18 protein-coding genes, 1 tRNA gene and 1 riboswitch are annotated in these 22,665 nt (G+C 44.9%); of the genes, 14 read left to right on the top strand and 5 right to left on the bottom strand.

Features of this window, described 5'->3' with window-relative positions:
- The first annotated feature begins 74 nt into the window (after positions 1-74).
- Together AC1DPK_RS29850 and AC1DPK_RS29845 are read left to right on the top strand one after the other, a co-directional pair.
- Positions 75-149, top strand: a tRNA-Gly gene (locus tag AC1DPK_RS29850).
- Positions 150-230: 81 nt separating this feature from the next.
- Positions 231-827, top strand: a complete 597-nt coding sequence (locus tag AC1DPK_RS29845) for a P-loop nucleotide/nucleoside kinase family protein (RefSeq protein WP_477512509.1) — start codon at positions 231-233, stop codon at positions 825-827.
- A gap of 38 nt (positions 828-865) precedes the next feature.
- Here AC1DPK_RS29845 and AC1DPK_RS29840 read toward each other — a convergent pair whose 3' ends face one another.
- Positions 866-2,248, bottom strand: coding sequence for a DUF5808 domain-containing protein (locus AC1DPK_RS29840; RefSeq protein ID WP_441877559.1), 1,383 nt, complete (start codon positions 2,246-2,248; stop codon positions 866-868).
- A gap of 10 nt (positions 2,249-2,258) precedes the next feature.
- Positions 2,259-2,654 carry a GntR family transcriptional regulator gene (locus AC1DPK_RS29835; protein WP_441877556.1) on the bottom strand — a complete coding sequence of 132 codons (396 nt, stop codon included), beginning with the start codon at positions 2,652-2,654 and terminating at the stop codon, positions 2,259-2,261.
- A gap of 196 nt (positions 2,655-2,850) precedes the next feature.
- On the opposite strand from AC1DPK_RS29835, the gene AC1DPK_RS29830 reads away from it, so the two are divergent.
- From AC1DPK_RS29830 to AC1DPK_RS29780, 11 genes are all read left to right on the top strand, one after another.
- Positions 2,851-3,846 carry a Gfo/Idh/MocA family protein gene (locus AC1DPK_RS29830; protein ID WP_430057112.1) on the top strand — a complete coding sequence of 332 codons (996 nt, stop codon included), beginning with the start codon at positions 2,851-2,853 and terminating at the stop codon, positions 3,844-3,846.
- Positions 3,847-3,951: 105 nt separating this feature from the next.
- Positions 3,952-4,764: an NUDIX domain-containing protein gene (locus AC1DPK_RS29825; RefSeq protein ID WP_441877552.1), complete on the top strand. Its 813-nt coding sequence runs from the start codon at positions 3,952-3,954 to the stop codon at positions 4,762-4,764.
- Positions 4,765-4,787: 23 nt separating this feature from the next.
- Positions 4,788-5,597 carry a ribose-phosphate pyrophosphokinase gene (locus AC1DPK_RS29820; RefSeq protein ID WP_441877549.1) on the top strand — a complete coding sequence of 270 codons (810 nt, stop codon included), beginning with the start codon at positions 4,788-4,790 and terminating at the stop codon, positions 5,595-5,597.
- Between the two features lies 1 nt (position 5,598).
- A complete protein-coding gene (locus tag AC1DPK_RS29815; RefSeq protein ID WP_477512508.1) occupies positions 5,599-7,083 on the top strand; it encodes a nicotinate phosphoribosyltransferase in 1,485 nt (494 codons plus the stop codon).
- A 333-nt stretch (positions 7,084-7,416) separates the two neighbouring features.
- Positions 7,417-8,835 carry an RtcB family protein gene (locus AC1DPK_RS29810; RefSeq protein WP_441877543.1) on the top strand — a complete coding sequence of 473 codons (1,419 nt, stop codon included), beginning with the start codon at positions 7,417-7,419 and terminating at the stop codon, positions 8,833-8,835.
- Between the two features lie 203 nt (positions 8,836-9,038).
- Positions 9,039-9,884 carry a nucleotidyltransferase domain-containing protein gene (locus tag AC1DPK_RS29805; protein WP_441877540.1) on the top strand — a complete coding sequence of 282 codons (846 nt, stop codon included), beginning with the start codon at positions 9,039-9,041 and terminating at the stop codon, positions 9,882-9,884.
- A 40-nt stretch (positions 9,885-9,924) separates the two neighbouring features.
- Complete coding sequence (locus AC1DPK_RS29800) at positions 9,925-11,190, top strand: methyltransferase domain-containing protein (RefSeq protein WP_441877537.1); 1,266 nt, start codon at positions 9,925-9,927, stop codon at positions 11,188-11,190.
- Positions 11,191-11,195: 5 nt separating this feature from the next.
- Positions 11,196-13,781, top strand: a complete 2,586-nt coding sequence (locus tag AC1DPK_RS29795; protein ID WP_441877534.1) for a metallophosphoesterase — start codon at positions 11,196-11,198, stop codon at positions 13,779-13,781.
- A gap of 116 nt (positions 13,782-13,897) precedes the next feature.
- Positions 13,898-13,983, top strand: a riboswitch (cyclic di-GMP riboswitch).
- An 84-nt stretch (positions 13,984-14,067) separates the two neighbouring features.
- Positions 14,068-16,980 (top strand): EAL domain-containing protein, encoded by a 2,913-nt coding sequence (locus AC1DPK_RS29790; protein WP_477512507.1) that lies wholly within the window; start codon positions 14,068-14,070, stop codon positions 16,978-16,980.
- 134 nt (positions 16,981-17,114) lie between these two features.
- A complete protein-coding gene (gene speD / locus AC1DPK_RS29785; RefSeq protein ID WP_076271701.1) occupies positions 17,115-17,924 on the top strand; it encodes an adenosylmethionine decarboxylase in 810 nt (269 codons plus the stop codon).
- 7 nt (positions 17,925-17,931) lie between these two features.
- Complete coding sequence (locus AC1DPK_RS29780; protein WP_441877528.1) at positions 17,932-18,801, top strand: SDR family oxidoreductase; 870 nt, start codon at positions 17,932-17,934, stop codon at positions 18,799-18,801.
- Between the two features lie 8 nt (positions 18,802-18,809).
- On the opposite strand, the gene AC1DPK_RS29775 is transcribed toward AC1DPK_RS29780, so the two are convergent.
- Entirely contained in the window at positions 18,810-19,694 is an 885-nt protein-coding gene (locus AC1DPK_RS29775; RefSeq protein WP_477512506.1) for an SDR family oxidoreductase, read from the bottom strand.
- A 128-nt stretch (positions 19,695-19,822) separates the two neighbouring features.
- Here AC1DPK_RS29775 and AC1DPK_RS29770 point away from each other — a divergent pair, with 128 nt between their 5' ends.
- The gene (locus tag AC1DPK_RS29770) at positions 19,823-20,779 is read left to right on the top strand and encodes a helix-turn-helix transcriptional regulator (protein WP_477512505.1); all 957 of its coding nucleotides are present in this window, start codon (positions 19,823-19,825) and stop codon (positions 20,777-20,779) included.
- Positions 20,780-20,842: 63 nt separating this feature from the next.
- On the opposite strand, the gene AC1DPK_RS29765 is transcribed toward AC1DPK_RS29770, so the two are convergent.
- On the bottom strand, positions 20,843-21,655 hold the full coding sequence (locus AC1DPK_RS29765) for an ABC transporter permease subunit (protein ID WP_477512504.1): 813 nt from the start codon (positions 21,653-21,655) through the stop codon (positions 20,843-20,845).
- Positions 21,655-22,542, bottom strand: a complete 888-nt coding sequence (locus AC1DPK_RS29760; protein WP_477512503.1) for an ABC transporter ATP-binding protein — start codon at positions 22,540-22,542, stop codon at positions 21,655-21,657. Before AC1DPK_RS29760 ends, AC1DPK_RS29765 begins: the two co-directional genes overlap by 1 nt.
- Positions 22,543-22,665 lie beyond the last annotated feature (123 nt).

The raw sequence follows: 22,665 nt of genomic DNA, 5'->3' as shown, positions 1-22,665 counted from the left end.
AGCCAAGCGGTAAGGCAACGGACTTTGACTCCGTCATTCTCAGGTTCGATCCCTGAATCCCCAGCCATTTATATGCGGAAGTGGCTCAGCGGTAGAGCATCGCCTTGCCAAGGCGAGGGTCGCGGGTTCGATTCCCGTCTTCCGCTCCAATTTTACACATCCAAAACACCTTGCAATGCAGGGTGTTTTTTTGTTATGAATAAGACATTAATAATGATGAGGGGTTCGCCATGCGCAAATTAGTATTTTTTGTAGGCGGTGCAGGAGCAGGCAAGACGACATTAGCGAAAGCGCTGGCGAAGAGGCGCAGTGTGGCCATTATTGATATGGATACAGTGCTTAGACCGGCAGCTGTTGCGCTTATGACGCAGGCAGGACTTGATCCGAATGACCGGGATTCAAGTCTCTATAAGAAACTGTGCCGCGATTTAGGTTATCGCATTACGATGGATGCTGCACTTGAGAATATTGCTAATGACGGCGATATATTTGTAATTGGGCCCTTCACGAAAGAAACAGAGACCCCGGACTGGATTGAGCAGGAGCTCTTCGCAATCGGGGCCTCTTTATCAGACGTTGAGGTAAAGGTCGTATTCGTTTATCTCCGTGACGACAAGGTGCATTATGAACGAATTGTGCAAAGGGGATCTATACTCGATCAGTATAAGCTGGACAACTGGAGCGAGTTTAGTCCGTCTTTAGTGAGGAGAGAGCTGAAATGGAACATTCCAGCATCCTCAGTGCTTTATTTTGACAACTCCACGCCTCTAAACGAGCAGTCTTTAGCATCTCTGGATCAATTCGTGTATGGTGGAGACGCGTTCTAAAAGCACGAACATAACAGCAGTTGAGTACCGTATTAGCATTAAAGCTTGCTAGCCGTTAGTTGTTCGAAAAGCTCCTTCGTTCTGGCGGCGTCTTTCTCATTGAAAATAACGGTTAAACCGTCAAGCTGCATGGTAATGTACGGCGGTGAGTTTTTAAATACATATAGCTTGGCAGCACCCAGCTTCTCTAAGGAAAAGTTGCCACGGGCATATTCCGCTGTCGCTGTGCCATTTGTTCTAAATCCGCTTGGGAGCGTCTCTTCAAGCGTAATTCCCTTAACGTCACTTAAATTAAAGCTGTAATCATATAAAGGGTAATCGATGGACACGATGCCGTCCTCTTTAATAGTTAGAGTAGGAGCCGTATTGTCAGATTGCACAATAAAAGCAGTCAAAGGAATGACGATCACAAGGACAAGCACGATGCCGCCGTATTGAATCCATTTTCCGGCCCGGGTTGCCATATTGACCGTTGTTCCAATTCCAACACGTTTAGGAACCATGATCGTTTGATCATCCGGGTTGTAGTAAGTAGAGCCATTAATCCAGTAGTGGTCGTCATCGGCAACAATACTTTGGCCGTCTGTTTCGGCAAGGCTTTCTTCAACCGCCTGTATCTTGTTATGTACAAAAAAGATGCTGCACAGCGGCAAGAGGGATACCATGACAATACCAATCATCCACTGCGTAAAGCTCAGCGAGCTCCCCTGTGTTAAAATCATATAAGCAACAAAAGCATTAATGCTCTCAAAAACAGCAAGGCTAGGCCAAAGCATGGACCAATAACGACGTGCTGCGCGGTTAATAGCGGCGTTGATGTCGTGGTTTTTGCTGTATACCTTCGTCTTCATTTTGCCAAAGGCAGTGTAAATGACGAATAAGATCGCTGTCATCGCGAGTGAGGCAATCCCAGTCATTTTTAAGAGAACGTCGCTGTTAAACAAGGAAACGATAATTGGGACGACAGATAAAAGAGCAGGAATTAGGAACCAATAGGGAGAAACAAGCATCGATTTTTTGAGCTGCGTTACTTTGGTATCGATACGGATCACTCGTTTTTCTCCGACAAACCATTGTTTATCCCGTTTGAGAGCAGCGGCTTTATGATGGATTTTGTTGAAAGGAAGTTTGGATGTATACAAAAAAATTGCAAACCAAAGCAGCATGTAAGTAAAGGCCAGTGAAAAGTATTTATCGAGCAGGAAAAAAGGCACTAAGGTTATTAACGTAATGCCAGCATACACAAAATATGATTTTTTATATTTTTCTTGAAGCTGCTTCATTTCTGCATCCTCGAAGGCATGTGCAGGAAACGTAACGCCAAACAATATATGATTGCTTGGTAAGGCTTGCTTCAAAAAAATAACAAGAATAGTGATGTAGGCAATAGCTGCTGGAACGATTAAAATAATATTGTTCATGAAAGGTCTCCTATTCTGGCAGGGGATGATTTTTGCTCATTGCGGCTTTAAAGATGTTCGAGCAAATGTGCATAAATTGTTCTTGCTCGATACCTTTAAGACTAGCCTCAGAAATAACAAGCTTTAATTCATACTCCAGCTTTTGGCTAAAATCGGGTTGCTTGCTCCATTCGGTGCGTACCTTGGCCCCATGACGGCGATCAATAGAAATGTATCCCTCGTTTTTGAGAAGGGCATAGGCTTTGTTCACGGTCATGGCATTTACCCCTAAATCATCAGCGAGCTGTCTTACCGTTGGCAATTTCTCCCCATAATTGAGTCCGCCTACGCCAATTCCGATGACAATTTGGTTGCGGAGCTGGACGTAGATCGGTATATCACTGTTGTAGTCGAGCGTCATAATCATCGGATCACCCCTAGCAATAAAGTATCATTTGTATTAGAGATGTTAATACAGATTATACAAAATGTCAAAATGCAGCTGAATCATTTGGACAGGCAGTCCTTGGCATGGCTATAATAAACAGAAGAAGATTTTCCTCATTTCATAAAAATATAATAAGCGATTAGCCAATAAAATTATTACTCAAGGAGAGACGATTATGATCAGATTCGGCGTTATCGGTACAAACTGGATTACAGAGTCATTTATTTCTGCGGCGAGCGAGGTTGAAGATTTCAAACTAGCTGCTGTCTATTCGCGTTCGATAGAAACAGCGAGTACATTTGCGGAGAAACATAGTATTGCTGCTACATTTACGGATATCGAAGAGATGGCGGCAAGTGGACAAATTGATGCGGTATACATTGCTAGTCCAAACTCATTTCATGCCGCTCATGCGATTGCTTGTATGAAACATGGCATTCATGTGCTCTGCGAGAAGCCGATCGCTTCGAATGCGCATGAGCTGCGCCAGATGATTGCGGCTGCGAAGGAAAACGGCGTGCTGCTCATGGAGGCGTTAAAGTCGACGATGCTGCCAGGGTTTAAGGCTGTTCAAGACAACATCGACAAGCTTGGAACGATACGGCGTTATTTTGCGAGCTATTGCCAGTATTCGTCTAGGTACGATGCCTATAAGGCGGGTACGGTGCTTAATGCTTTTAATCCTGTATTCTCAAACGGAGCGCTTATGGATCTTGGCATTTATTGCGTCTACCCGCTTGTAGCCTTATTTGGCAAGCCGGATGTGATTAAAGCGACTGGTGTCATGCTGGATTCTGGCGTGGATGGGGAAGGAAGCATCGTTCTTCAGTATGAGAGCATGGATGCGGTCATCATGTATTCCAAAATTACACATTCATCGCTGCCATCGGAGATTCAAGGGGAGAACGGCAGTATCGTAATCGATAAGATCAGTGAAATAGGGAAGGTTGAAATCCAATACCGCAACGGAACAAGCGAAGATATTTCGCAGCCTTCAAATAGCAAGTCGATGTACTATGAAGCGAAGGAATTTATCGAGCTGATTAAAGCTGGACGTACGGAGTCATCCATTAACACGTTTGCAAATTCACTCGTGACGCTGGAGATTATGGATGAGGCAAGAAAGCAGATTGGACTCGTCTACCCTGCTGATGCTATAGAAACGAAATAATATAACAGGAGCGGCGTGCAGCCGCTTCTTTTTTTATATACTTATTCGTGACTAATTGCCTATTTTTCACAGCAGCCGTTGACAAAGGGATTTAATAATGTCATTATGATAATATCAAATCGAATAAATGATATGGATCGGAGTGCAGCAGCAATGGTCGAAAATGAATCCAATTACGCAGCAGATCATTACCGATCACCTGATGGCGCGCCAGCAGATATCGTCATCTTTACGATCGTAACGACTGAAAGGCAAACGCCTAAGAAGGCGCTGCCTACGAGGGAGCTGCAGGTGCTGCTGATCAAGCGGAACATATGGCCCTTTGAAGGGCAGTGGGCGCTGCCAGGCGGCTTTACGATGGAAAATGAGACGGTATATGACTGTGCTATACGCGAGCTGCAAGAAGAGACAGCGGTTGAGGACGTGCATATTGAATATTTTAACGTGTATAGCACGCCTGGCCGTGATCCAAGGGGCTGGATTATCTCGCATGCTTTTCTAGCGCTCGTAAACGAATGTACACTTGAACAAAGGGCTGCGGCTGTAGATGCATCGGATGTACAATTGTTTACAGTCGAAGAAGCGCTTCAAATGGATTTGGCGTTTGACCATAAGCAAATCTTGATCGACGCGCTGCAAGAGATTCGCAAGAAAATGCTGACTACGAAGATAGCAAAGGAGTTTCTGCCAGAGGAGTTTACGCTTAGTGAGCTGTATCAGGTAATAAAAACGGTTGTTCCTGACTTTGAGGAGAAAAATTTCATTCGCAAATTGACCTCAACGAAAAGCCGCAGCACGATTATTGAAGAGGCGACGGATACGAATGGAAATCCGAAGCAATCCAATCAATATTCGCAGCGAGCAGCGCAATTGTACCTTTTTACAAAGGAAGAGCCAAGATTGTCTATTTATAGCTGAACGCTTACGAGGAGAGTGATGTCATGCTGAAGTTTAATGGAGTAGAGCTTGGGTTAAAACAGTTTCCGAATGGGGAGACACTCATAAACGGCGATGAAATTCTAATGCATATGGCGGAATTCAACACGATCGTATGGAAATATGAGAATGATGGCGATCTGGTTAAGCTGATGTTCATCAAGAGCTATCTCGATGATCGGCGCGTTAAATGTACGTTGACCATTTATTATTTGCCGTACAGCCGAATGGATCGAGTCGAAGGTACTTCTGCTTTTACGTTAAAATATACAGCTGCCTTTATCAATAACATGAACTTTGAATCGGTAACGATTATCGAGCCGCATTCCGATGTATCGCTTGCGCTGATCGACCGCAGTATCGGCAAATATCCTACGATTCAGCTGCTTGAGCAAGTCACGAACGAAGTAGGTTTTGATTCGGAGAAGGACTATCTTTTTTTCCCAGATGCAGGGGCGCAGAAACGTTACAGCAAGGTTCAAGGCTACCAGCAGCTGGTAGGCTACAAAGCAAGAGATTTTCAGACCGGCCAAATCAAGAGTTTGGATGTCGTTGGACATACCCCGCGTGAGGGCTTTAAGGCCATCATTGTTGATGATCTTTGTTCGTATGGCGGCACGTTTATGCTTAGCGCAGAGAAGCTGAAGGCACTTGGAGCCACGCATATTTATTTACTGGTAGGACACTGCGAGCATTCGATCTATAAAGGGAAAATATTAGAAACTGATGTTATTGATAAGGTGTATACGACCGATACCATACTTCATCAAGCAGAGCATGACAAAATTCACGTATTCGCAATGGGGGGCCTATAAGATGACGCAAACATTCGTTTATCCAGCTACGCTGCTATGTGACTTTTACAAGGTGAGCCATAAAAATCAGTACCCAAAAGGAACGGAGCTCGTATATTCGACGTGGACCGCTCGCACAAGCCGACTAGATGATATTAACGAGGTTGTCGCTTTTGGCTTCCAGTCGTTTATCAAACAATATCTCATCGATTATTTTAATGAGCACTTCTTTGCAAGAACAAAGGCAGAGGTAGCGMATGAGTACAAGAGGCTCATTCAATATGCGCTTGGAGAAGCGAATCCCGATGCATCGCATATTGAGGAGCTGCACGATCTTGGATATTTGCCGATCAAGATTAAGGCGATTAAAGAAGGTGCATTAGTACCGATAAGAGTACCAATGCTGACTATTGAGAACACGAAGCCTGAATTTTTCTGGCTGACGAACTATTTGGAGACGTTGATGTCGTGCCAGCTATGGATGCCGGCTACGAGCGCTACGCTAGCTTTTGAATATCGCAAAATTTTAGAAGCCTATGCGCTGCAGACGAGCGGCGATACAGCAGGCGTACCGTTCCAAGGCCATGATTTCTCGATGCGTGGCATGGGTGCGCTTGAATCGGCGCTCGGCAGCAGCGCAGGCCATCTCCTATCGTTCACGGGAACAGATACAATACCAGCGATATTGTATTTGGAAAACTATTATAATGCGAATATAGAAAAGGAATTGGTGGGTACGTCGATTCCGGCAACCGAGCATAGCGTTATGTGCGCGCACGGGCGTGACGAGATGGCATCGTACCGCTATTTGATCAAAGAGGTATACCCAAATGGCTTCGTCTCGATCGTATCGGATACTTGGGATTTATGGAGTGTGCTTGACGTAGTCATTCGCGGCTTGAAGGATGACATTATGAGCAGGGACGGCAAGGTAGTCATTCGTCCCGACAGCGGAGATCCGGTCAAAATCATTTGCGGCGACCCGGATGGAGAGAGTGAATTCGAACGTAAAGGCGTTATTGAAATACTCTGGGATATTTTTGGCGGCACGGTTACGGAGAAGGGCTATAAGCAGCTAGATAGCCACATCGGGGCGATCTATGGGGATGCGATTACGATTTCGCGCTGCAAGGAAATTTGCGAGAAGCTGGCAGCAAAAGGTTTTGCATCGACGAATATGGTGTATGGGATCGGATCGTTCACTTACCAGTACAATACGCGGGATACATTTGGCTTCGCATTAAAATCGACGTTTACGATTGTGAATGGCGAGGAGCGCAAAATCTATAAGGACCCCAAAACAGATAATGGCGTGAAGAAGTCGCAGACAGGTCTTGTCCTCGTTACGGAGCAGGACGGGGAATTTGCCTATACTGACAATCTTAGCGCAGAGGAATATGAAGCTCGTAAAGCAGAGGATCAGCTCGAAGTAGTGTTTGAGGATGGGAAGCTAGTTCGAGATTTGACGCTGGCTGAGGTGCGCGCGAACTTATTGGCTCATTTATAAGTTATTTATCCGTGAAAATAAGATGCTCCTTCGAGCATCTTATTTTTGGTTTATTATAAATGTGTTGACAGAAGTTGGGTGATCAGATTATTATGATGTAAATCAAATGAAAGGAGGTCGATGACAATGTTCGGACTAAATTTAGAACGTAATCATGCAACTAAATATAGCAAGTCCATTTCATCGGCCTCTACGGGGCCTGTGACTATTTTCTAAAATCTTGTATGCTGCAAGCTGCAACGATTGGGAAATAAAGGCGCAAGATTAAGCCATGGACTTTTTGGGGTCCATGGCTTTTTTGTGTTCATTTGAATTTTGAGGAGATTATCGGATATGAAAGAAACGTATTATCAGCAAGTAAAGCTGCCTTCGGGGCAGGTGCATGTTTATGCAGGACCAGAGCTATTCGCGTCCTTGGATTATAAAGTGTTTGAAATGGCGAACAACAACTTACAAATACCGAATCAAGTATATATGAGCTATACGCCTGATGTGCATGTTGGCGTGGGAACCTGTATCGGTACAACAGCGGTATGGAATACGAGTGATGGCTACGTATCTCCTTCCATCGTAGGCAGTGATATCGGATGCGGGATGCGCGTACAGCTTACAAATCTGCATAAGGATGATTTGAAGGAAGTAAAGCTGCGGCGCAAGCTGGTTAAGGCTATTGAGAAATATATGCCAGTCGAGGAGCATGCAAGAGGTTACTTCTCAGATATTAGACTTGAGAATATCGTGAAGAAGGGCTTGCACGGCTTGCCGAAAAAATATATTCCTGATGCCTACACGCCGCGCAAAGCTACCTCTTTAACCCATGTGGAGAGCAGCCGCTTTGATTTTGACGAAGAGGCGCTGGATAAGTTTCCTGAAGTTGTCTGGCATCGCGCGCATCGCCAGCTCGGCACACTTGGTGGCGGCAATCATTTTGTAGAAATTCAAACGATTGAAATTGCCGAGAAAAACAGAGAAATTGCCGAAGCATGGGGGCTGTTCGACGGCCAAGTGGTCATTATGATTCATTCCGGCTCACGGGCTTGGGGAGGTGCGGTCAGTCAATATTGCAGCACGGACATTGCCAAAATGATGCGTCAGGAAGGCATAGGCACCGCTGATCCTAAGCTGCTATATGCGCCGTTATCCCATCCGCTCGGCCAAACGTATGTCAACCTCATGTACTCGGCCTTGAATTATGCGGTCGTGAATCGCCACCTGATTGCATACGCTGTCCGGGAGGCGGGCAAGGATGTGTTCGGCTCCAAATTCGAGCTGCGCACATTGTATGATCTCATGCATAACTACGCATGGGAGGAAGATCAAGATGAGCAGTCCTATTTCGTTCATCGCAAGGGTGCAACAAGAGCGCTGCCGGCAGGACATCCGGATAACCCTGAGCCGTATCGGAGCACGGGACATCCGGCGCTTATACCAGGATCGATGGGCACTGCCTCGTATATTATGGTCGGAAGCGCTGAAGGGAAAGCGAATCATTATTCCATCTGTCATGGCGCAGGACGAATCAGGTCACGGAACGCAACGAAGCAGCTCGTATCGGTAGAAGAGGTTGCTATTGCAATGCGTGTAGGCACGGATGATGAAATCGTCGTAAACCAGCGCTCTATGGAGTCGCTGGTCGATGAATCACCGCAGGCATACAAGGATGTAGATCAAATCATTGAGAGTGTAGTCAGAGCCGGGCTTGCGCAGGTCGTAGCAAAATGCAAACCGTTAGCTGCTGTCAAAGGAACCTAAATAAAGGAAAAGAAGGGGGACGAGGAGAATGTTTAACCAATATCTAGAAGTACAGTTAGTTAACGTAAATGATGAACAATCCAATTCTTTTAATTTAAGCAAAGAGAATAGCTCCACTCCTCGGACCCGTTGTTTGGTATTTGAAGGGAAGCGTGTACTGACCTCGTGTTAGCTGCATTGCTGACTATTCTTTTTCCTAGACTATGGACGATCTTGTCCATGGTCTTTTTTTTTGCAAGAAGAAGCTGAGTAAAGGAGTGTCTAGAATGACCAACATACATGAAAATATTTTGCTGGAACTGGGTAAAATCGAGCGGGAGGAACAGGTTCGCATCGTTTACGCGTGTGAATCAGGAAGCAGGGCTTGGGGTTTCCCTTCTAAGGACAGCGATTACGACGTGCGATTTATTTACGTCAGGCCGGTGGAATGGTATTTATCGATATTTGACAAAAGAGATGTAATCGAACGGCCTATAAGTGATCTTCTCGATATTAACGGCTGGGATTTGCGCAAAGCGCTTAATCTGTTTCGCAAGTCGAATCCGCCTCTGCTCGAATGGCTGCAATCACCGATTCCATACTTTACGAAATACTCAGTAGCCAAACAAATCCAAAGTGTCTCTCCGTTATCTTTCTCGCCGAAGTCGTGCATGTACCATTATCTCCATATGGCTAAAGGGAACTACCGAGAGTATCTGCAAGGCGAGCAAGTGAAAATAAAAAAGTATTTTTATGTGTTAAGGCCGATTCTTGCTTGCGGCTGGATTGCGAAGTACAACTCGATGCCTCCAAACGAATTTGATCGTTTAGTAGAGGCGCTTATTCCTGAGCAGAGCGAGCTGAGGGCTACGGTTGAACAATTGCTGCGCAGGAAAAAAGCGGGCGACGAGCTCGATTATGAGCCTAGGCTGCAAGTTATTAACTCCTATTTGGAGGAGCGAATGGTTCATTTTGAACAAATCGCACTCGAAATGGGTCAAGGGGGAACTGCGCAGGACAATCAGCTTGATGACTTGTTCCGCAGAGCATTACAAGAGGTTTGGGATTAAATAGTGTTGCTTTTAATTGATAAGTAAGGGGAAGTTAAGGATGGCTATCGTGCAAGTGAAATCGACGAACCCAAGCTTTTCGTTCGTCATTAGAAAAAACCCGGGGTCAGGCATGCTGCTGCGCGCCGTTCGCAAAGGAATGGCCTACGGCTGGTATACCGATGAAGCAACCTTCAACGTTTATTTTAAGGATGCCGACAATGAGGTTTCATACAAGCAGCATAGGCAGGACCAATTTGAGTACCTCAATGTATCGCGATATAATACGCCGCTCTTTGTACTGGGAGCGATTAATGAATTTTTTGCAGCGCCGCTTAAAGCGCAGCATTCGAGTGACACGGAGCAATACGAGCATACCTTCCATATCAATATGATTCATATTGAGCTCTTGCGTTATATTCATTTTTTTGAGAAGCATCTTACCGACTATACATTTGAAGCAGTACATCTGGCGCATAAGAGCTATTCGCTTACCATTAAGACACATAAATCGTTATATGAGCTTATGCATGTCGTTAGTGTGCTTTGTCTCTTCCTTTCGATGTTCAGCGACGAATACATCGATATTTCTGATGATGTGTTGATTAAATATGTGAAGAGTATCCAAATTATCGACGCGCCCTTTTATATACGAAGCTTGTTTGCCCGCAATTTTCTAGCTTCAAGAGACCGGTTCAAGAAATATAAAGAAGAGCTGGAGAAAACAGATCGTTATGCGGTTCAATTGGCCTTCGGCGGGACGGCTCAGCAGCGGAGAAGCTATATCGGAAGTGTGCTTCCGTTCAATAAGGCCATTCTCGATGTTGGCTGCGGAGAAGGCTTCTATGCGATTCCATTTGCATCCAAAATTGAAGACAGCTACTACGCGGTTGATATCCATGAGCCGCTGCTAGAGGTGGTAGAGCGGAAGGCGAAAGCAAAGGAACTGGACAACATCGCTACCTTTCCTTCCATTGAACATTTTCTAGAGGCTTATAACGGCGAGCAGGTGGATGTCATTTTGACCGAGGTTATTGAGCATATGAGTCTAAATGAGGCAGCTGTTCTGATACGGCAAATATGCGAACATGTTGATTTTGATTATTTTGTGCTGACAACACCTAATGCAGAGTTTAATGCTTATTATGAGCTGGAAGACTTCCGGCATGATGACCATAAATGGGAGCTTGGGCGAGCGGAATTTCAAGAGTGGCTGCTCGAAACGATTAAAGATCAATCCGTGGAAAGCCAATATGTCGCAATCGGCGATGGAGTGAACGGTATACAAACGACGCAGGGTGCGATTTTGCGGAAGAGGAGAGAGTAGCGTCAATGGAAATGAGAACGAGAGTCCATACGATTTTTATGCTGATTGGCACGACGGAATGCGGGAAAACAACCTTTGCAAATGAAGTGCTGATGCCGCAGCTGCGATTTAGGGATGACAGCAAGGGCATGAATGCGAACGTGCAATATATTTCATCCGATAGCATTAGACAAGAGCTTCTAGGCTCTGATTATGATAAATATGATCAAATCATGCTTGAAGCGAGCGATCAGGCTTTCCGCCTTTTGTTCGAGAAGCTGCGGCTGGTCACTACTTTCCCCATCAATGCGGAATTTGTTGTCGTGGATACAACAGGTTTGTCGGAGGATTTCCGGGCGAGAGTGAGGGAGGTTGCAAAGGAAAATAACTACAACCTTGAAGTCGTGCTGTTTGATTACAAGAAGCGGGATGATTATTATTCATCGGAGCGTTCGAAGAAACTGATAACGAGCCACATTAATCGTTTGCGCAAGGACGTGCTTGGTTCGCTCTCGAGGGAGAAATATAGCAAAGTTCATAAGGTGCGGGCTAAAGATTTTTATTCCCCTATGGATAAGGTTGCGAATCCGGATTATAAGATTATAATCGAGGATGCTGCTGAGTATTTGGACGTTTTTTTACCGCTGGACCAGAAGACGATTATCGTCGGTGACGTTCACGAATGTGTGGATGAGCTGAAGGCTTTGCTCGTTAGCCATGGGTTTCAACTAGAGGGCAATGTATTGGTTGAGACAGGAAAGGTCAGCGGTACAAAAGTATTGCTCGTTGGAGATTGGATCGATAAGGGAAGCCGCACTAAGGAAATCATTGATTTCCTATATACGAATCAGGATAAGTTTTTGTTTGTGCTTGGCAATCATGAAAACTTCGTCCATAAATATATGCGTGGTGAAATCAAAGGTGTGGAAGAGGAGCTGCTGCATGCCTACTTCGATTCGACTGAGGTGCTGAGAGGCGATGCTGAGCTGCTTCAGAAGTTTAATCATCTCGTATCGCTGTCGAAGCCTTTCTACAGAATGGTAGGAAAATCAGGACCATCCTATTATGTGACTCACGCGCCATGCGAGAACAAATATATTGGCAAGCTGGATGTGAATTCGATCCGTCATCAGCGCAATTTTAGACTCGACCGATCGGCGCCGATTGAAGCACAGCTTGCGTTTCTGAAGCGGGATGCAGCAGGAAACCAGCCGTATCATGTTTTTGGACATGTGGCTGCTAAACAAACATTTCGGATCAGAAATAAAATCCATTTGGATTCAGGCGCAGTTCACGGCAATCTGCTAACCTCGGTTTCTCTGTCGGTGAAGCCGACTTTCAAATCACAGAAATCGGCAATAGCCGGCATGGAAGGCGAGCTTCCTGCTCTCTTCAAAGAGGAACGCAAAGTATCGCTGCAGGAGCTGGATGATGATGAAGCCCGCAGATTGCAGTATTGCTCGCGCAATAAAATTAACTTTATTTCAGGAACCATGTCTCCTGCAGATAAGGATGAAGCGGCGGGTGAGCTGGAATCGCTGAGGAAAGGGCTGAACTATTTTATGGAGCGCGGTGTTAAAGAGGTCGTGCTGCAGCCCAAATATATGGGATCACGCTGCAATGTTTATTTGCATGCAGATATCGAGCAATGTTTTGCAGTGAGCCGCAATGGGTACAAAATAAATAAGGTTGACCTAACCGCTGTTTATGAGCGACTGCTGCAAAGATTCGGAAGCTACATGAAGGAAAACGATATATCGATGCTTCTGCTGGATGGCGAGCTTTTGCCATGGGAGGCGCTGGGAGAAGGTCTCATCGAAAAGCAGTTTAAGCCAATTGAGAAGGGGCTTGAGACAGAGCTTGCATTCCTGAAGGCGAATGGATTCGAGGAAGCGTTCGGAAAGCTTGCGCATGATTTCAAGGAAAGTGGTTTTGAAAAGGATCAGTTTCACCTTAGCAAAGGGGCTATTAATGAGAAATATGGCCTAGCCGTCTACCAAAACTTTAAACATGTTCATTCTATTCTTGAGAAAAACAGGCCAATTGATGAGCATATCAAAGCATATGAAACGTATAAGAGGCAGCTGGAGCTGTATGCCGAGGCTGGGGAGCTTGAATACAAGCCATTTTCGCTGCTCAAAATCGTATACGTAGACGGAAGCGAGCAGCTGCCAGCGTGGAAAACCTCGGAGATGTATCGTTTCCTCTCTGACGATCCATTCATCACGCTTGTTCTGTCTGATGCGGAGAGCTATGAGCTTGCAGAAAAATATTTCTACACGCTTACGGTAGACAATCATATGGAAGGTGTCGTGATTAAGCCGGAGATGCCTCAGCCGTACACGGTTCCCTATATGAAAGTGCGCAATAAGGAATACATGTCTATTATTTACGGTTATGATTATAGATTTCCGCACAAGTACAATAAGCTCATCAAGCAAAAAAATATTACGCAAAAGCTTCGTACATCATTTAACGAGTACCGGCTAGGACAGCATATGCTGGCGATTCCTTTTGCTGAAATTGCTCCAGAAAACGATGGATATCAAGCGGCTGTTGCGAATCTTTTGTTTGAGGTTGCCAAAGAGAAGGAAATAGATCCTAGATTGTAAATCATCAATATACCAAACCTCCCAAAATGGGAGGTTTTTCTACATCATTCGACCTATTATGAAATTGGTTATGGTATATATCGGAATAATATGGAATACTGGTATATGTAAAAAGTCCTAGTAAAAAGCAAAGTTGTCGAAAGACAATGACGCAAAGCCAACAGGCCTAAAGGAAATTTCCAAAGGTGGCTGGGTTGCCAAAAGGATGAGTGATAACATACCTATATCCTCTCCTTAAAAACTTCAGGTTACCGCCTACGTTATGAATAAGAGGGGATATTTAGCAATGAAACAAATGATTAAACGTTTTAATGGCAATGTTAATGTTGGTAGTTTTAATATTGTTCAAAAGTTAGCTAATTTAGGCTACTGGGAGTTTGACCATATTCGCAGAGAAGCATCCTGGTCGAATCAAATGTTCGAAATATATGGTATGAAATCTGATTTCTCGATGACGATTGAACAATTTTTTGAGTTCGTGCATCCCGAAGATCGTGAGCGCGTTAATGAGCAGTTCCACCTTGCAATTGAATCAAAAAAGGAAAGCGTTTCCGAGTACAGAATCGTTCGTCAGGGCGGTGAAGTTAGACATGTGGTGGAAAACATTACGTTCATACGGAATGCCGAAAACGAGATATTGTTGACGATAGGCATGATTCAGGATGTTACGGAAAATAAAAAAATACAGCATCGCCTCACACTAGAAGAGCAGCTTTATAAATCGATATTTGAAAACAATCCTGATGCTGTCTTTTCTTTAGACGCACAAGGGCGTTTTTTGTCATGCAATTCAGTGCTTGAGCAACTTTTTGGATATACGAAAGAGGAAATTATTAATGATAGTTTTCATAAATTTGTAGATGCCGCAGCGCTGGATAAAACGATTCAATATTTTGAGCAAACGGTCAAGACGCTGAATCCTCAAAACTATGATACGACAGGCATTACGAGAACAGGGCAAACGGTCGAATTTAATGTGACCAATATTCCAATCATTATTAATAAAAAGCTTATCGGTGTCTACGGCATTGCCAAGGATATTACGCAGCAAAAAATGATTGAGCAGTCGTTGACTGAGACCGAATTAAAATACCGCAGTATTGTCGAGCAATCCATTGTCGGTATTTTTGTCGCGCAGAAAAACAACTTCGTTTATTCAAATGATCAGCTCAATAAAATGTTCGGTTATGACTCCTTGATCGGTATGGATATTATACAGACGATTCATCCCTCAGACCGTGAAGCCGTCGTTAATCAGCTAACGAAGTTACAGGAGGGGCAGTCTTTATCTAATTTCTGCCACAGAGCCATTAAACAAGATGGGACGAATATTCATTGCGAAGTGCACTATAATCAAGTGTCAAATATGGGTGAGCAAGCGATCGTTGGCGTAGTCCTTGATATTACGGATCGAAGCAAGGCTGAGGAATTAAATCAATATTTGGCTTACCACGATTATTTAACGGAGATGCCAAATCGCAGAATGTTTGAAGACCAGCTAGATAAGCAGCTAAGGGTAAGCGAGTATTTTAAGCAGAGGCTGGCGATCATGCTGATTGACGTGGATCGTTTCAAATATGTAAATGATACGCTGGGGCATCCGATTGGGGATGAGCTGCTGAAACAAATCGCCTTCCGATTGATGAGCAATTTACGTGATGGCCAAACCGTATTCCGACTTGGCGGAGACGAATTTGCAATTATTATAGCTGATGTAAAGCAGCAAAACGAAATTAAGGATATGGCAGCTACTATTATTRGGCTTATCAATGAGCAATTTTTGATAGAAGGATATGAGCTGAATGTAACTGCAAGTATTGGAATCAGTCAATCGCCTGGCGATGGGAGCTCGGTGGAGCAGTTGATGAAAAATGCGAATGCGGCTCTTTATCATGCGAAGTCCAGAGGCAGCAACCAATCACAGTGCTATTCCGCTTCTTTAAATGTGCAATCATTCAAATTATTTTCACTCAGCAATGATTTGCGTAAAGCGCAGGAAAGAGGAGAGCTGTTCCTTCATTATATGCCTCGCGTACATTCGCAAACGATGGAAATTGTTGGCGTTGAGGCGCTGCTGCGCTGGAATCATCCGGATTGGGGATTGGTTGCTCCGTCTGAATTCATACCGATCGCAGAGGAAACGGGGCTTATTGTATCGATAGGAGAATGGGTGCTTCGCGAAGCCTGTATGCAGCATAAACGGTGGCAGAGCTTAGGCCTGCCTTCGGTTACGCTGTCGGTTAACTTTTCGGTGCAGCAGCTTCTTCAGCAAAATATATTGCATACCATCGATCAGATCATCGAGGAGACAGGAATTTCCCAAGATCGATTGGAAATTGAAATAACGGAAAGCTCCTTTATTAGCAATGAGAATGCGGTGACTGAATTGCTGCTGGAGCTGAAGAAAAGAAAAATCAAAGTATCGCTTGATGATTTTGGAACCGGCTATTCCTCTCTTTATTTATTGAAGCGCTTGGCACTCGATACGATCAAAATTGATCGGTCATTTATCGAGGAGTTGATGACGGATCGTAGAAATAAAAGCATTATTGAATGCATTATTCAATTGGCTGGCGAACTGGGCATGCAGGTGGTGGCCGAAGGTGTTGAAACGAAGGAGCAGTTCAACTATTTACGCGAGCAGCGATGCGATGAAATCCAAGGTTATTATTTCAGTCGTCCAGTAGAGCCGGACAGCATCGTACAACTTTTGAGCCGAAGATCTTGTAAAGAGCCTGCTTTATTTATGCCAAGTAAAGAGGTGCTCGTTAATCGGAGAAAAAGCTTTCGAATCGATTTGAAGCATTGTCTATTGGCAGAGATGACCATTACGATGTTCAAAGGTAGCAGTGTGAAGCTTGGGAGTACAGAGGTGTTTGTTCGAAACATCGGACCAGGCGGGCTCCGGTTTATTGTTGGTGTGAAGTTGCCCGTTAACAGCGATATTCTCTTGATGTTTAAGACGAAAATTCTTAATCAAATGTATGTGCTATTCGGATTTATCGTCTGGTACAATGAACTGGGCAAAGACATTTATGAATATGGTGTGCAATTTCAATTAAAAGAAAAGCAGCAGGATGAGCTCGTCAATACGCTTAATTTCCTAGCCATTAAGCAGCGTGATGGCATGCTTCCTCAAACACAGGTGTATGTGGGAGATCCGATACTCCGGATTAAGGAATTGAAAAAACATAATTAAAAATGAGATGGAAAAAGCATTTTACATTCGGTAAAACCGGGGCGTGAAATGCTTTTTTTGTGCAACATAAAAGTTTTGCCGCATCGGTCTTTGGGTAAAAGGAAATAGTAGTTATTGAAAAGGAGGATGTGCGCTTGAAACTTACACCGGAACAAAGAATTCAGCTGCATGGCTTTAATAATTTAACGAAGTCACTCAGCTTCAATATGTATGATGTGTGTTATACAAGAACGAAAGAAGAGCGTGAAGCATATATCGCCTATATAGACGAACAATATAATTCGGATAGGCTGACGAATATTTTGGAAACGGTATCGGATATTATTGGAGCGCATGTGCTTAATATTGCAAAGCAGGATTATGAGCCGCAGGGTGCCAGCGTTACTTTGCTCGTATCGGAAGGGCCGGTAATTGGCGGACCCAATGAGTCGTTTGAAGAATCGCCGGGTCCCTTGCCTGATTCCGTAGTGATGCATTTGGATAAAAGCCATATAACGGTTCATACGTATCCGGAGTATCATCCGAACGAAGGGATAAGCACGTTCCGCGCAGATATTGATGTATCGACCTGCGGCGAGATCTCACCGCTTAAAGCGCTGAACTATCTGATCCATTCATTTGATACCGATATTATGACACTGGATTATCGTGTGAGAGGTTTCACGCGCGACATTAATGGTTATAAACTTTTTATTGATCATGATATTAACTCGATTCAGAACTACATACCGAAGAAGGAATCTCTTTTGTATGACATGATCGACGTTAATATTTATCAAGAAAATGTGTTTCATACCAAATGCAAGCTGAAGCAATTTGATTTGAACAACTATTTGTTCGGCTATACGAAGGATTCGTTGTCAACCATAGAGCAAGAGGAAATTACGAGAAGATTAAAGACCGAGATGGATGAAATCTTTTATGGAAAAAATATAAGGAGCTGATTTTCTCATGTCTAAATCGTCATCACAAAAAAATATTAACCCGCCGCAGCACCAAAACCGTCAACCGGGCATTGAATCCGAGATGAAGCCGCTGCCGATTTTTGAATCGGATTCATATAAAGCGGCAGGCAAGCTGAAAGGGAAGACAGCTATTATTACGGGTGGAGATAGCGGCATTGGCCGCGCGGTAGCCGTTGCTTTTGCCAAAGAGGGCGCGGATTTAGCGATCGTATATTTGAATGAGCATGGCGATGCAGAGAAGACGAAGGAAGTTGTAGAGAAAGCTGGCGTGAAATGTTTGCTTATTGCTGGCGACGTCGGCGAAGAGGATTTTTGCAAAAGTGTCATCGAGCAGACGATTAAGGAGTATGGCAAGCTGGATATTTTGGTGAATAACGCAGCAGAGCAGCATGTGCAGCAGAAGCTTGAGGATATTACGTCGGATCAGCTGGTGGCTACGTTCCGAACGAATGTGTTCAGCATGTTCTATTTGACGATCGTCGCTTTGCCGCACTTGAAGGCATCCAGCTCCATTATCAATACGGCATCTATAACGGCATACAAAGGCAATCCGACGTTAATTGATTACTCCGCTACAAAAGGAGCAATCGTTTCCTTTACGCGCGCATTGTCAGTAAATTTGGCTGAGCAAGGCATTCGTGTTAACGGTGTAGCTCCCGGACCGATCTGGACGCCGCTTATTCCAGCGACATTCGATGAGCAGTCCGTAGCCACTTTTGGCTCAGATACACCGATGAAACGACCAGGACAGCCGCATGAGTTAGCAGCTGCCTATGTCTACCTAGCTTGTGATGATTCCAGTTATATGTCAGGCCAGATGCTGCATATTAACGGCGGAGAAGTTGTAAACGGGTAAAGTAGGTATTACAAGAAACCATGCTGCTTCGCATAATTTCCCCAGTGCGGCTGTCTGCCATCGACGTCGGTTATGCCGAACTCATCAGACAGCTGCCAGCTCGGGAATACTTGTCCGGATCTTTCAAGCAAATCGCTGCTTGCTGCAAGAGCTGCGATTCCGCGTCCAACAAAATATGGCGTTTCCGATTGGCTGAAATGCTCGGCATCTGGCTTGCCGCCATGCACAGCATCAAGCCACGTTTCTTCCGTTACTTCAAAATGCTCAAGCATTTCCTCAGAACGAAGGAAGCCGGGGGTTACAGCAACAGCCGTTACTTCATGGGGCTTAAGGTCAGCTGCCATTGCCGCGGCAAGATGTATAGGCGAAATTTTGGCCAAGCTATAAAACAAGCTTCCGCGATAACGGTAATCGATTCCGTCCGTTACTTCAATAATTAGTCCCTTTCTCCGTTTCACCAGCAATGGAGCCCCATAATGACTCGTAATGAGATGAGCTTTTACGGCACGTTCTTGCATTAGCAGGCCCTTGCTTAACGAATGCTCCCAAAATGGCTTTCCCCATTCTGTTAATTTTTCTCCTCCCCAAATGTTATTGAYCAGCACATCCAGTTGTCCATTTTGCTCCTTGTTGATTTTCTCGAACAAAGCCTGAACGTCCGCTTCAACTGTATGGTCCACTCTAACCGGGATGCCCACGCCTCCTCGTGCAGTGACCAATTCGGCTGTTTCTTCAATCGTTTCCGCTCTGTTCAAATCGGAGGCTTGGCCGCGAATGCTTCTTCCTGTGCAGTAAACGGTGGCTCCTGCTTCTCCAAGACTTACTGCAATACCGCGTCCAGCTCCTCGTGTAGCTCCAGCAACGACTGCGATTTTTCCCTCTAATGGTTTCATTGTATCTCTCCATTCCGATTTCTATGGTTTACTCTTTGTCAGTTTAGCAAACGATATACGACAGCTACTGTCATATATTCATGCTACAATGAAAAAAACGAATGAGAACGGCACAGGAGGCCTAGCATATGAGAGCAGGACGGTTAATTGCCATCCTATTATTGATGCAAAACAGCGGGAAATTGACGTCAAAAGAACTTGCGGAAAAGCTGGAGGTATCCGAGCGTACCATCATTCGTGATATGGAGTCGCTTAGTGAAGCGGGCATTCCGGTTTATGCGGAGAGGGGAGTGCACGGAGGATGGGTTTTATCCGAGGGGTATCGAACCAATCTAACGGGTATGCATGCGGATGAATTAGTGTCTGTTATTGTGGGCAGTCCATCTTCTTTGCTGAGCGATCTAGGAATTGCGAGTCATTATGAAGCGGCTGTTCAAAAAATACTGGCTGCCTCTCCTGCTGAAGTGAGCAAAGGGGCAGCTCTTATGAAGCAAAAGATTCATATTGATGGAGCGGGCTGGCATCAGATGGAAGAGTTAATGCCATTCTTGTCGATTGTGCAGGAAGCCGTTTGGGAAGAACGATTATTGAAGATTCGCTATCATCGCGAGGACGGTATCGCCGAGCGAATCGTCTCTCCGCTTGGACTCGTTGCTAAGCGCAACGTTTGGTATTTGATTGGCGAAGTGAACGGGGAGAAACGGACCTACCGAATCTCAAGATTATTGGATGCCCTTATGCTGGAGGAGCGTTTCGAACGCCCAGCAGACTTTGATCTGGCTCAGTACTGGGAACAGTCCATGGGTGAATTTAAGCAGAGACTGCCGCAATATCCAGCTGTTATTACTTTTCATGATACGGTGCTCTCTCGGCTATCCAAAGAACGATATGTGAAAATCGTAGAAAGCAGCCCTTCGCTGAAAACGAGTTGGTCATCGGCGCGAGTTGAATTTCAAGGATTGGAATCGGCGTGCGAAATTATTTTAAGTTATGGTTCACGAATAGAAGCGGTTGAGCCTGCAGAGCTGCGGCAAAAAGTGATGGCTGAGGCAATGGCCATCAACCGTCTATATATCGAATTGTAAAAAAAGAGGATGCCCGACGATGGGCTTCCTCTTTTTTGGCGTGTCACGATACTTATTAAGGCATTACAACGGCAGGTCTCGTTTGCTGAAAGTGAGGATACCCGCCATAAAGCCAGCAAGACCGATCAAGAAGAGTATGACCAAAGCGAGTACCGGGTCGCTGCTGCCGCTTGCGATTTCGCTTGGCCTATATAATGAAAAGAGGGAGAAATACTTTAACCAGTTTATATTCGCGCTTATTTTGCCGAGCATATCGAGTCCGAACATGCCGAATGTAATGACCCCTGAGATGCCTAGTGCTTTCTTTTCATCGCTAGAGAAGGCAGAGATGAAGAAGGAAATTCCCCCTACTGCAAAAAATAACATCCATGCAATCACATTCAATAAAATGAAGCGGGAACCGTCAAATTCGTATCGATCACCGATAAACAAGACATAGCCAATAAAACCTGCAGCTGTCGTAACGATCATAATCAGCAGCAGCCCAGCGATGAGCACACTCGCTTGCGTTGCGGCGATACGCTGTCGAGACGTCGGTGTGGACAGCAGATAAGCCATGGAGCCTTGATCCACCAGCCTTGCCATTAGGCCCGTCGACAGCATGATGCTGAAAATAGAGAGCAGGAGAGGCAAAATGAGTCCGTAATACTCTCCCGAGATGAAGGCCTCCATGCTGCCGAAGCCGGCTTGGACGCCGAAAGCATTCATAAGCCCTTCGGGCAGAGCCGACATAAGCTCGTTAAGTGCTCCTGTGTTTTGCGCGATGCCGGGATACAGCCAAAACATGAGCAAAATGTAGAAGGCCGAGCCGAAGGCGTAGTTGCTTATTCCTTTAAGATTGATCTTCATCATTTGTTTGAAAAGGGGAGCATTCATCAGACGAGCTCCTTCCGGTCATAATAGTGCATGAATACGTCCTCAAGATTTTGTGCGGTGATATCGAGGCTGCGAATAGGGTATTTGGCCGTCTCTCGAATCAGCTCGTTATAATTGCCCTGCACGGCGACTGTGACCCGTCTGCCATCGTGTGATTCGATAGGCACTGTGCCCGATAACACGAACAGATGAGCATCTGTGGCTTGCTCGAAAACAATCTCAACCAGCTTGCGCTGCATGGACTGAAGCTCATGTATGTTTTTGACGGTCATCACTTTCCCGTCCTTTATTATGGCGGCGCGGTCGCAGGTTCGCTCGATTTCGGTAAAGCTATGGGAAGACATCAGAAAGGTCGTTCCTTTCGCCTTCTCTTCGAGAACAAGCTCAATAAATGTCTGCTGCATGAGAGGATCGAGACCGGAGGTAGGTTCATCGAGAATGATTAATTCGGGATCATGCATGAATGCGGCGACAATTCCGACTTTTTGCTTCATGCCTTTGGACATCTTCCGAATCGGCGTGTTGACGTCGAATTGCAGCCGTTCAATTAGGCTCCGGCGCTTGGCTGAGCTGTCCATTCTCTGCATAGAGGAGAGAAATTCAAGAAAAGCTTTTCCTGTCATTCCTTCGATAAAAGCGATTTCCCCAGGCAAATAGCCAACAAACTTCTGCACGGTTCCTTGTTTCGCCCAGGTATCGAGTCCCTTTATGGATACGCGTCCATGATCCGGCTTCATAAAACCCATGATGTGACGAATAGTCGTCGATTTGCCTGCACCATTAGGCCCCAAAAAACCGAACACTTCACCTTTGTTTACCGTGAATGACACATCTGTAATGCCGCGGCCATTCCGAAAAAGCTTAGTCAGCCCCTTAACGATTAACATATTCCGCTGCACCCCGCATTTATAATTATGAAATTATTTTATTATTTGATTTCATTATTTATGATAATTTCGTTAGGATTAGAAGTCAATGGGTTATGAAATATAGATGTGCTATAATTTCAT

This window comes from Paenibacillus sp. 01T424 (genome assembly GCF_056398745.1).
The sequence above is the reverse complement of the archived record's forward strand: the minus strand, read 5'-3'. Positions and strand labels throughout refer to the sequence as shown.

Excerpts from the sequence above, each read along its gene's own strand:
- AC1DPK_RS29845 (WP_477512509.1), top strand. The coding sequence starts at position 231 with ATGCGCAAATTAGTATTTTTTGTAGGCGGTGCAGGAGCAGGCAAGACG.
- AC1DPK_RS29840 (WP_441877559.1), bottom strand. The coding sequence starts at position 2,248 with ATGAACAATATTATTTTAATCGTTCCAGCAGCTATTGCCTACATCACT.
- AC1DPK_RS29835 (WP_441877556.1), bottom strand. The coding sequence starts at position 2,654 with ATGATTATGACGCTCGACTACAACAGTGATATACCGATCTACGTCCAG.
- AC1DPK_RS29830 (WP_430057112.1), top strand. The coding sequence starts at position 2,851 with ATGATCAGATTCGGCGTTATCGGTACAAACTGGATTACAGAGTCATTT.
- AC1DPK_RS29825 (WP_441877552.1), top strand. The coding sequence starts at position 3,952 with ATGATAATATCAAATCGAATAAATGATATGGATCGGAGTGCAGCAGCA.
- AC1DPK_RS29820 (WP_441877549.1), top strand. The coding sequence starts at position 4,788 with ATGCTGAAGTTTAATGGAGTAGAGCTTGGGTTAAAACAGTTTCCGAAT.
- AC1DPK_RS29810 (WP_441877543.1), top strand. The coding sequence starts at position 7,417 with ATGAAAGAAACGTATTATCAGCAAGTAAAGCTGCCTTCGGGGCAGGTG.
- AC1DPK_RS29805 (WP_441877540.1), top strand. The coding sequence starts at position 9,039 with ATGGACGATCTTGTCCATGGTCTTTTTTTTTGCAAGAAGAAGCTGAGT.
- AC1DPK_RS29800 (WP_441877537.1), top strand. The coding sequence starts at position 9,925 with ATGGCTATCGTGCAAGTGAAATCGACGAACCCAAGCTTTTCGTTCGTC.
- AC1DPK_RS29795 (WP_441877534.1), top strand. The coding sequence starts at position 11,196 with ATGGAAATGAGAACGAGAGTCCATACGATTTTTATGCTGATTGGCACG.
- AC1DPK_RS29780 (WP_441877528.1), top strand. The coding sequence starts at position 17,932 with ATGTCTAAATCGTCATCACAAAAAAATATTAACCCGCCGCAGCACCAA.
- AC1DPK_RS29770 (WP_477512505.1), top strand. The coding sequence starts at position 19,823 with ATGAGAGCAGGACGGTTAATTGCCATCCTATTATTGATGCAAAACAGC.
- AC1DPK_RS29765 (WP_477512504.1), bottom strand. The coding sequence starts at position 21,655 with ATGAATGCTCCCCTTTTCAAACAAATGATGAAGATCAATCTTAAAGGA.
- AC1DPK_RS29760 (WP_477512503.1), bottom strand. The coding sequence starts at position 22,542 with ATGTTAATCGTTAAGGGGCTGACTAAGCTTTTTCGGAATGGCCGCGGC.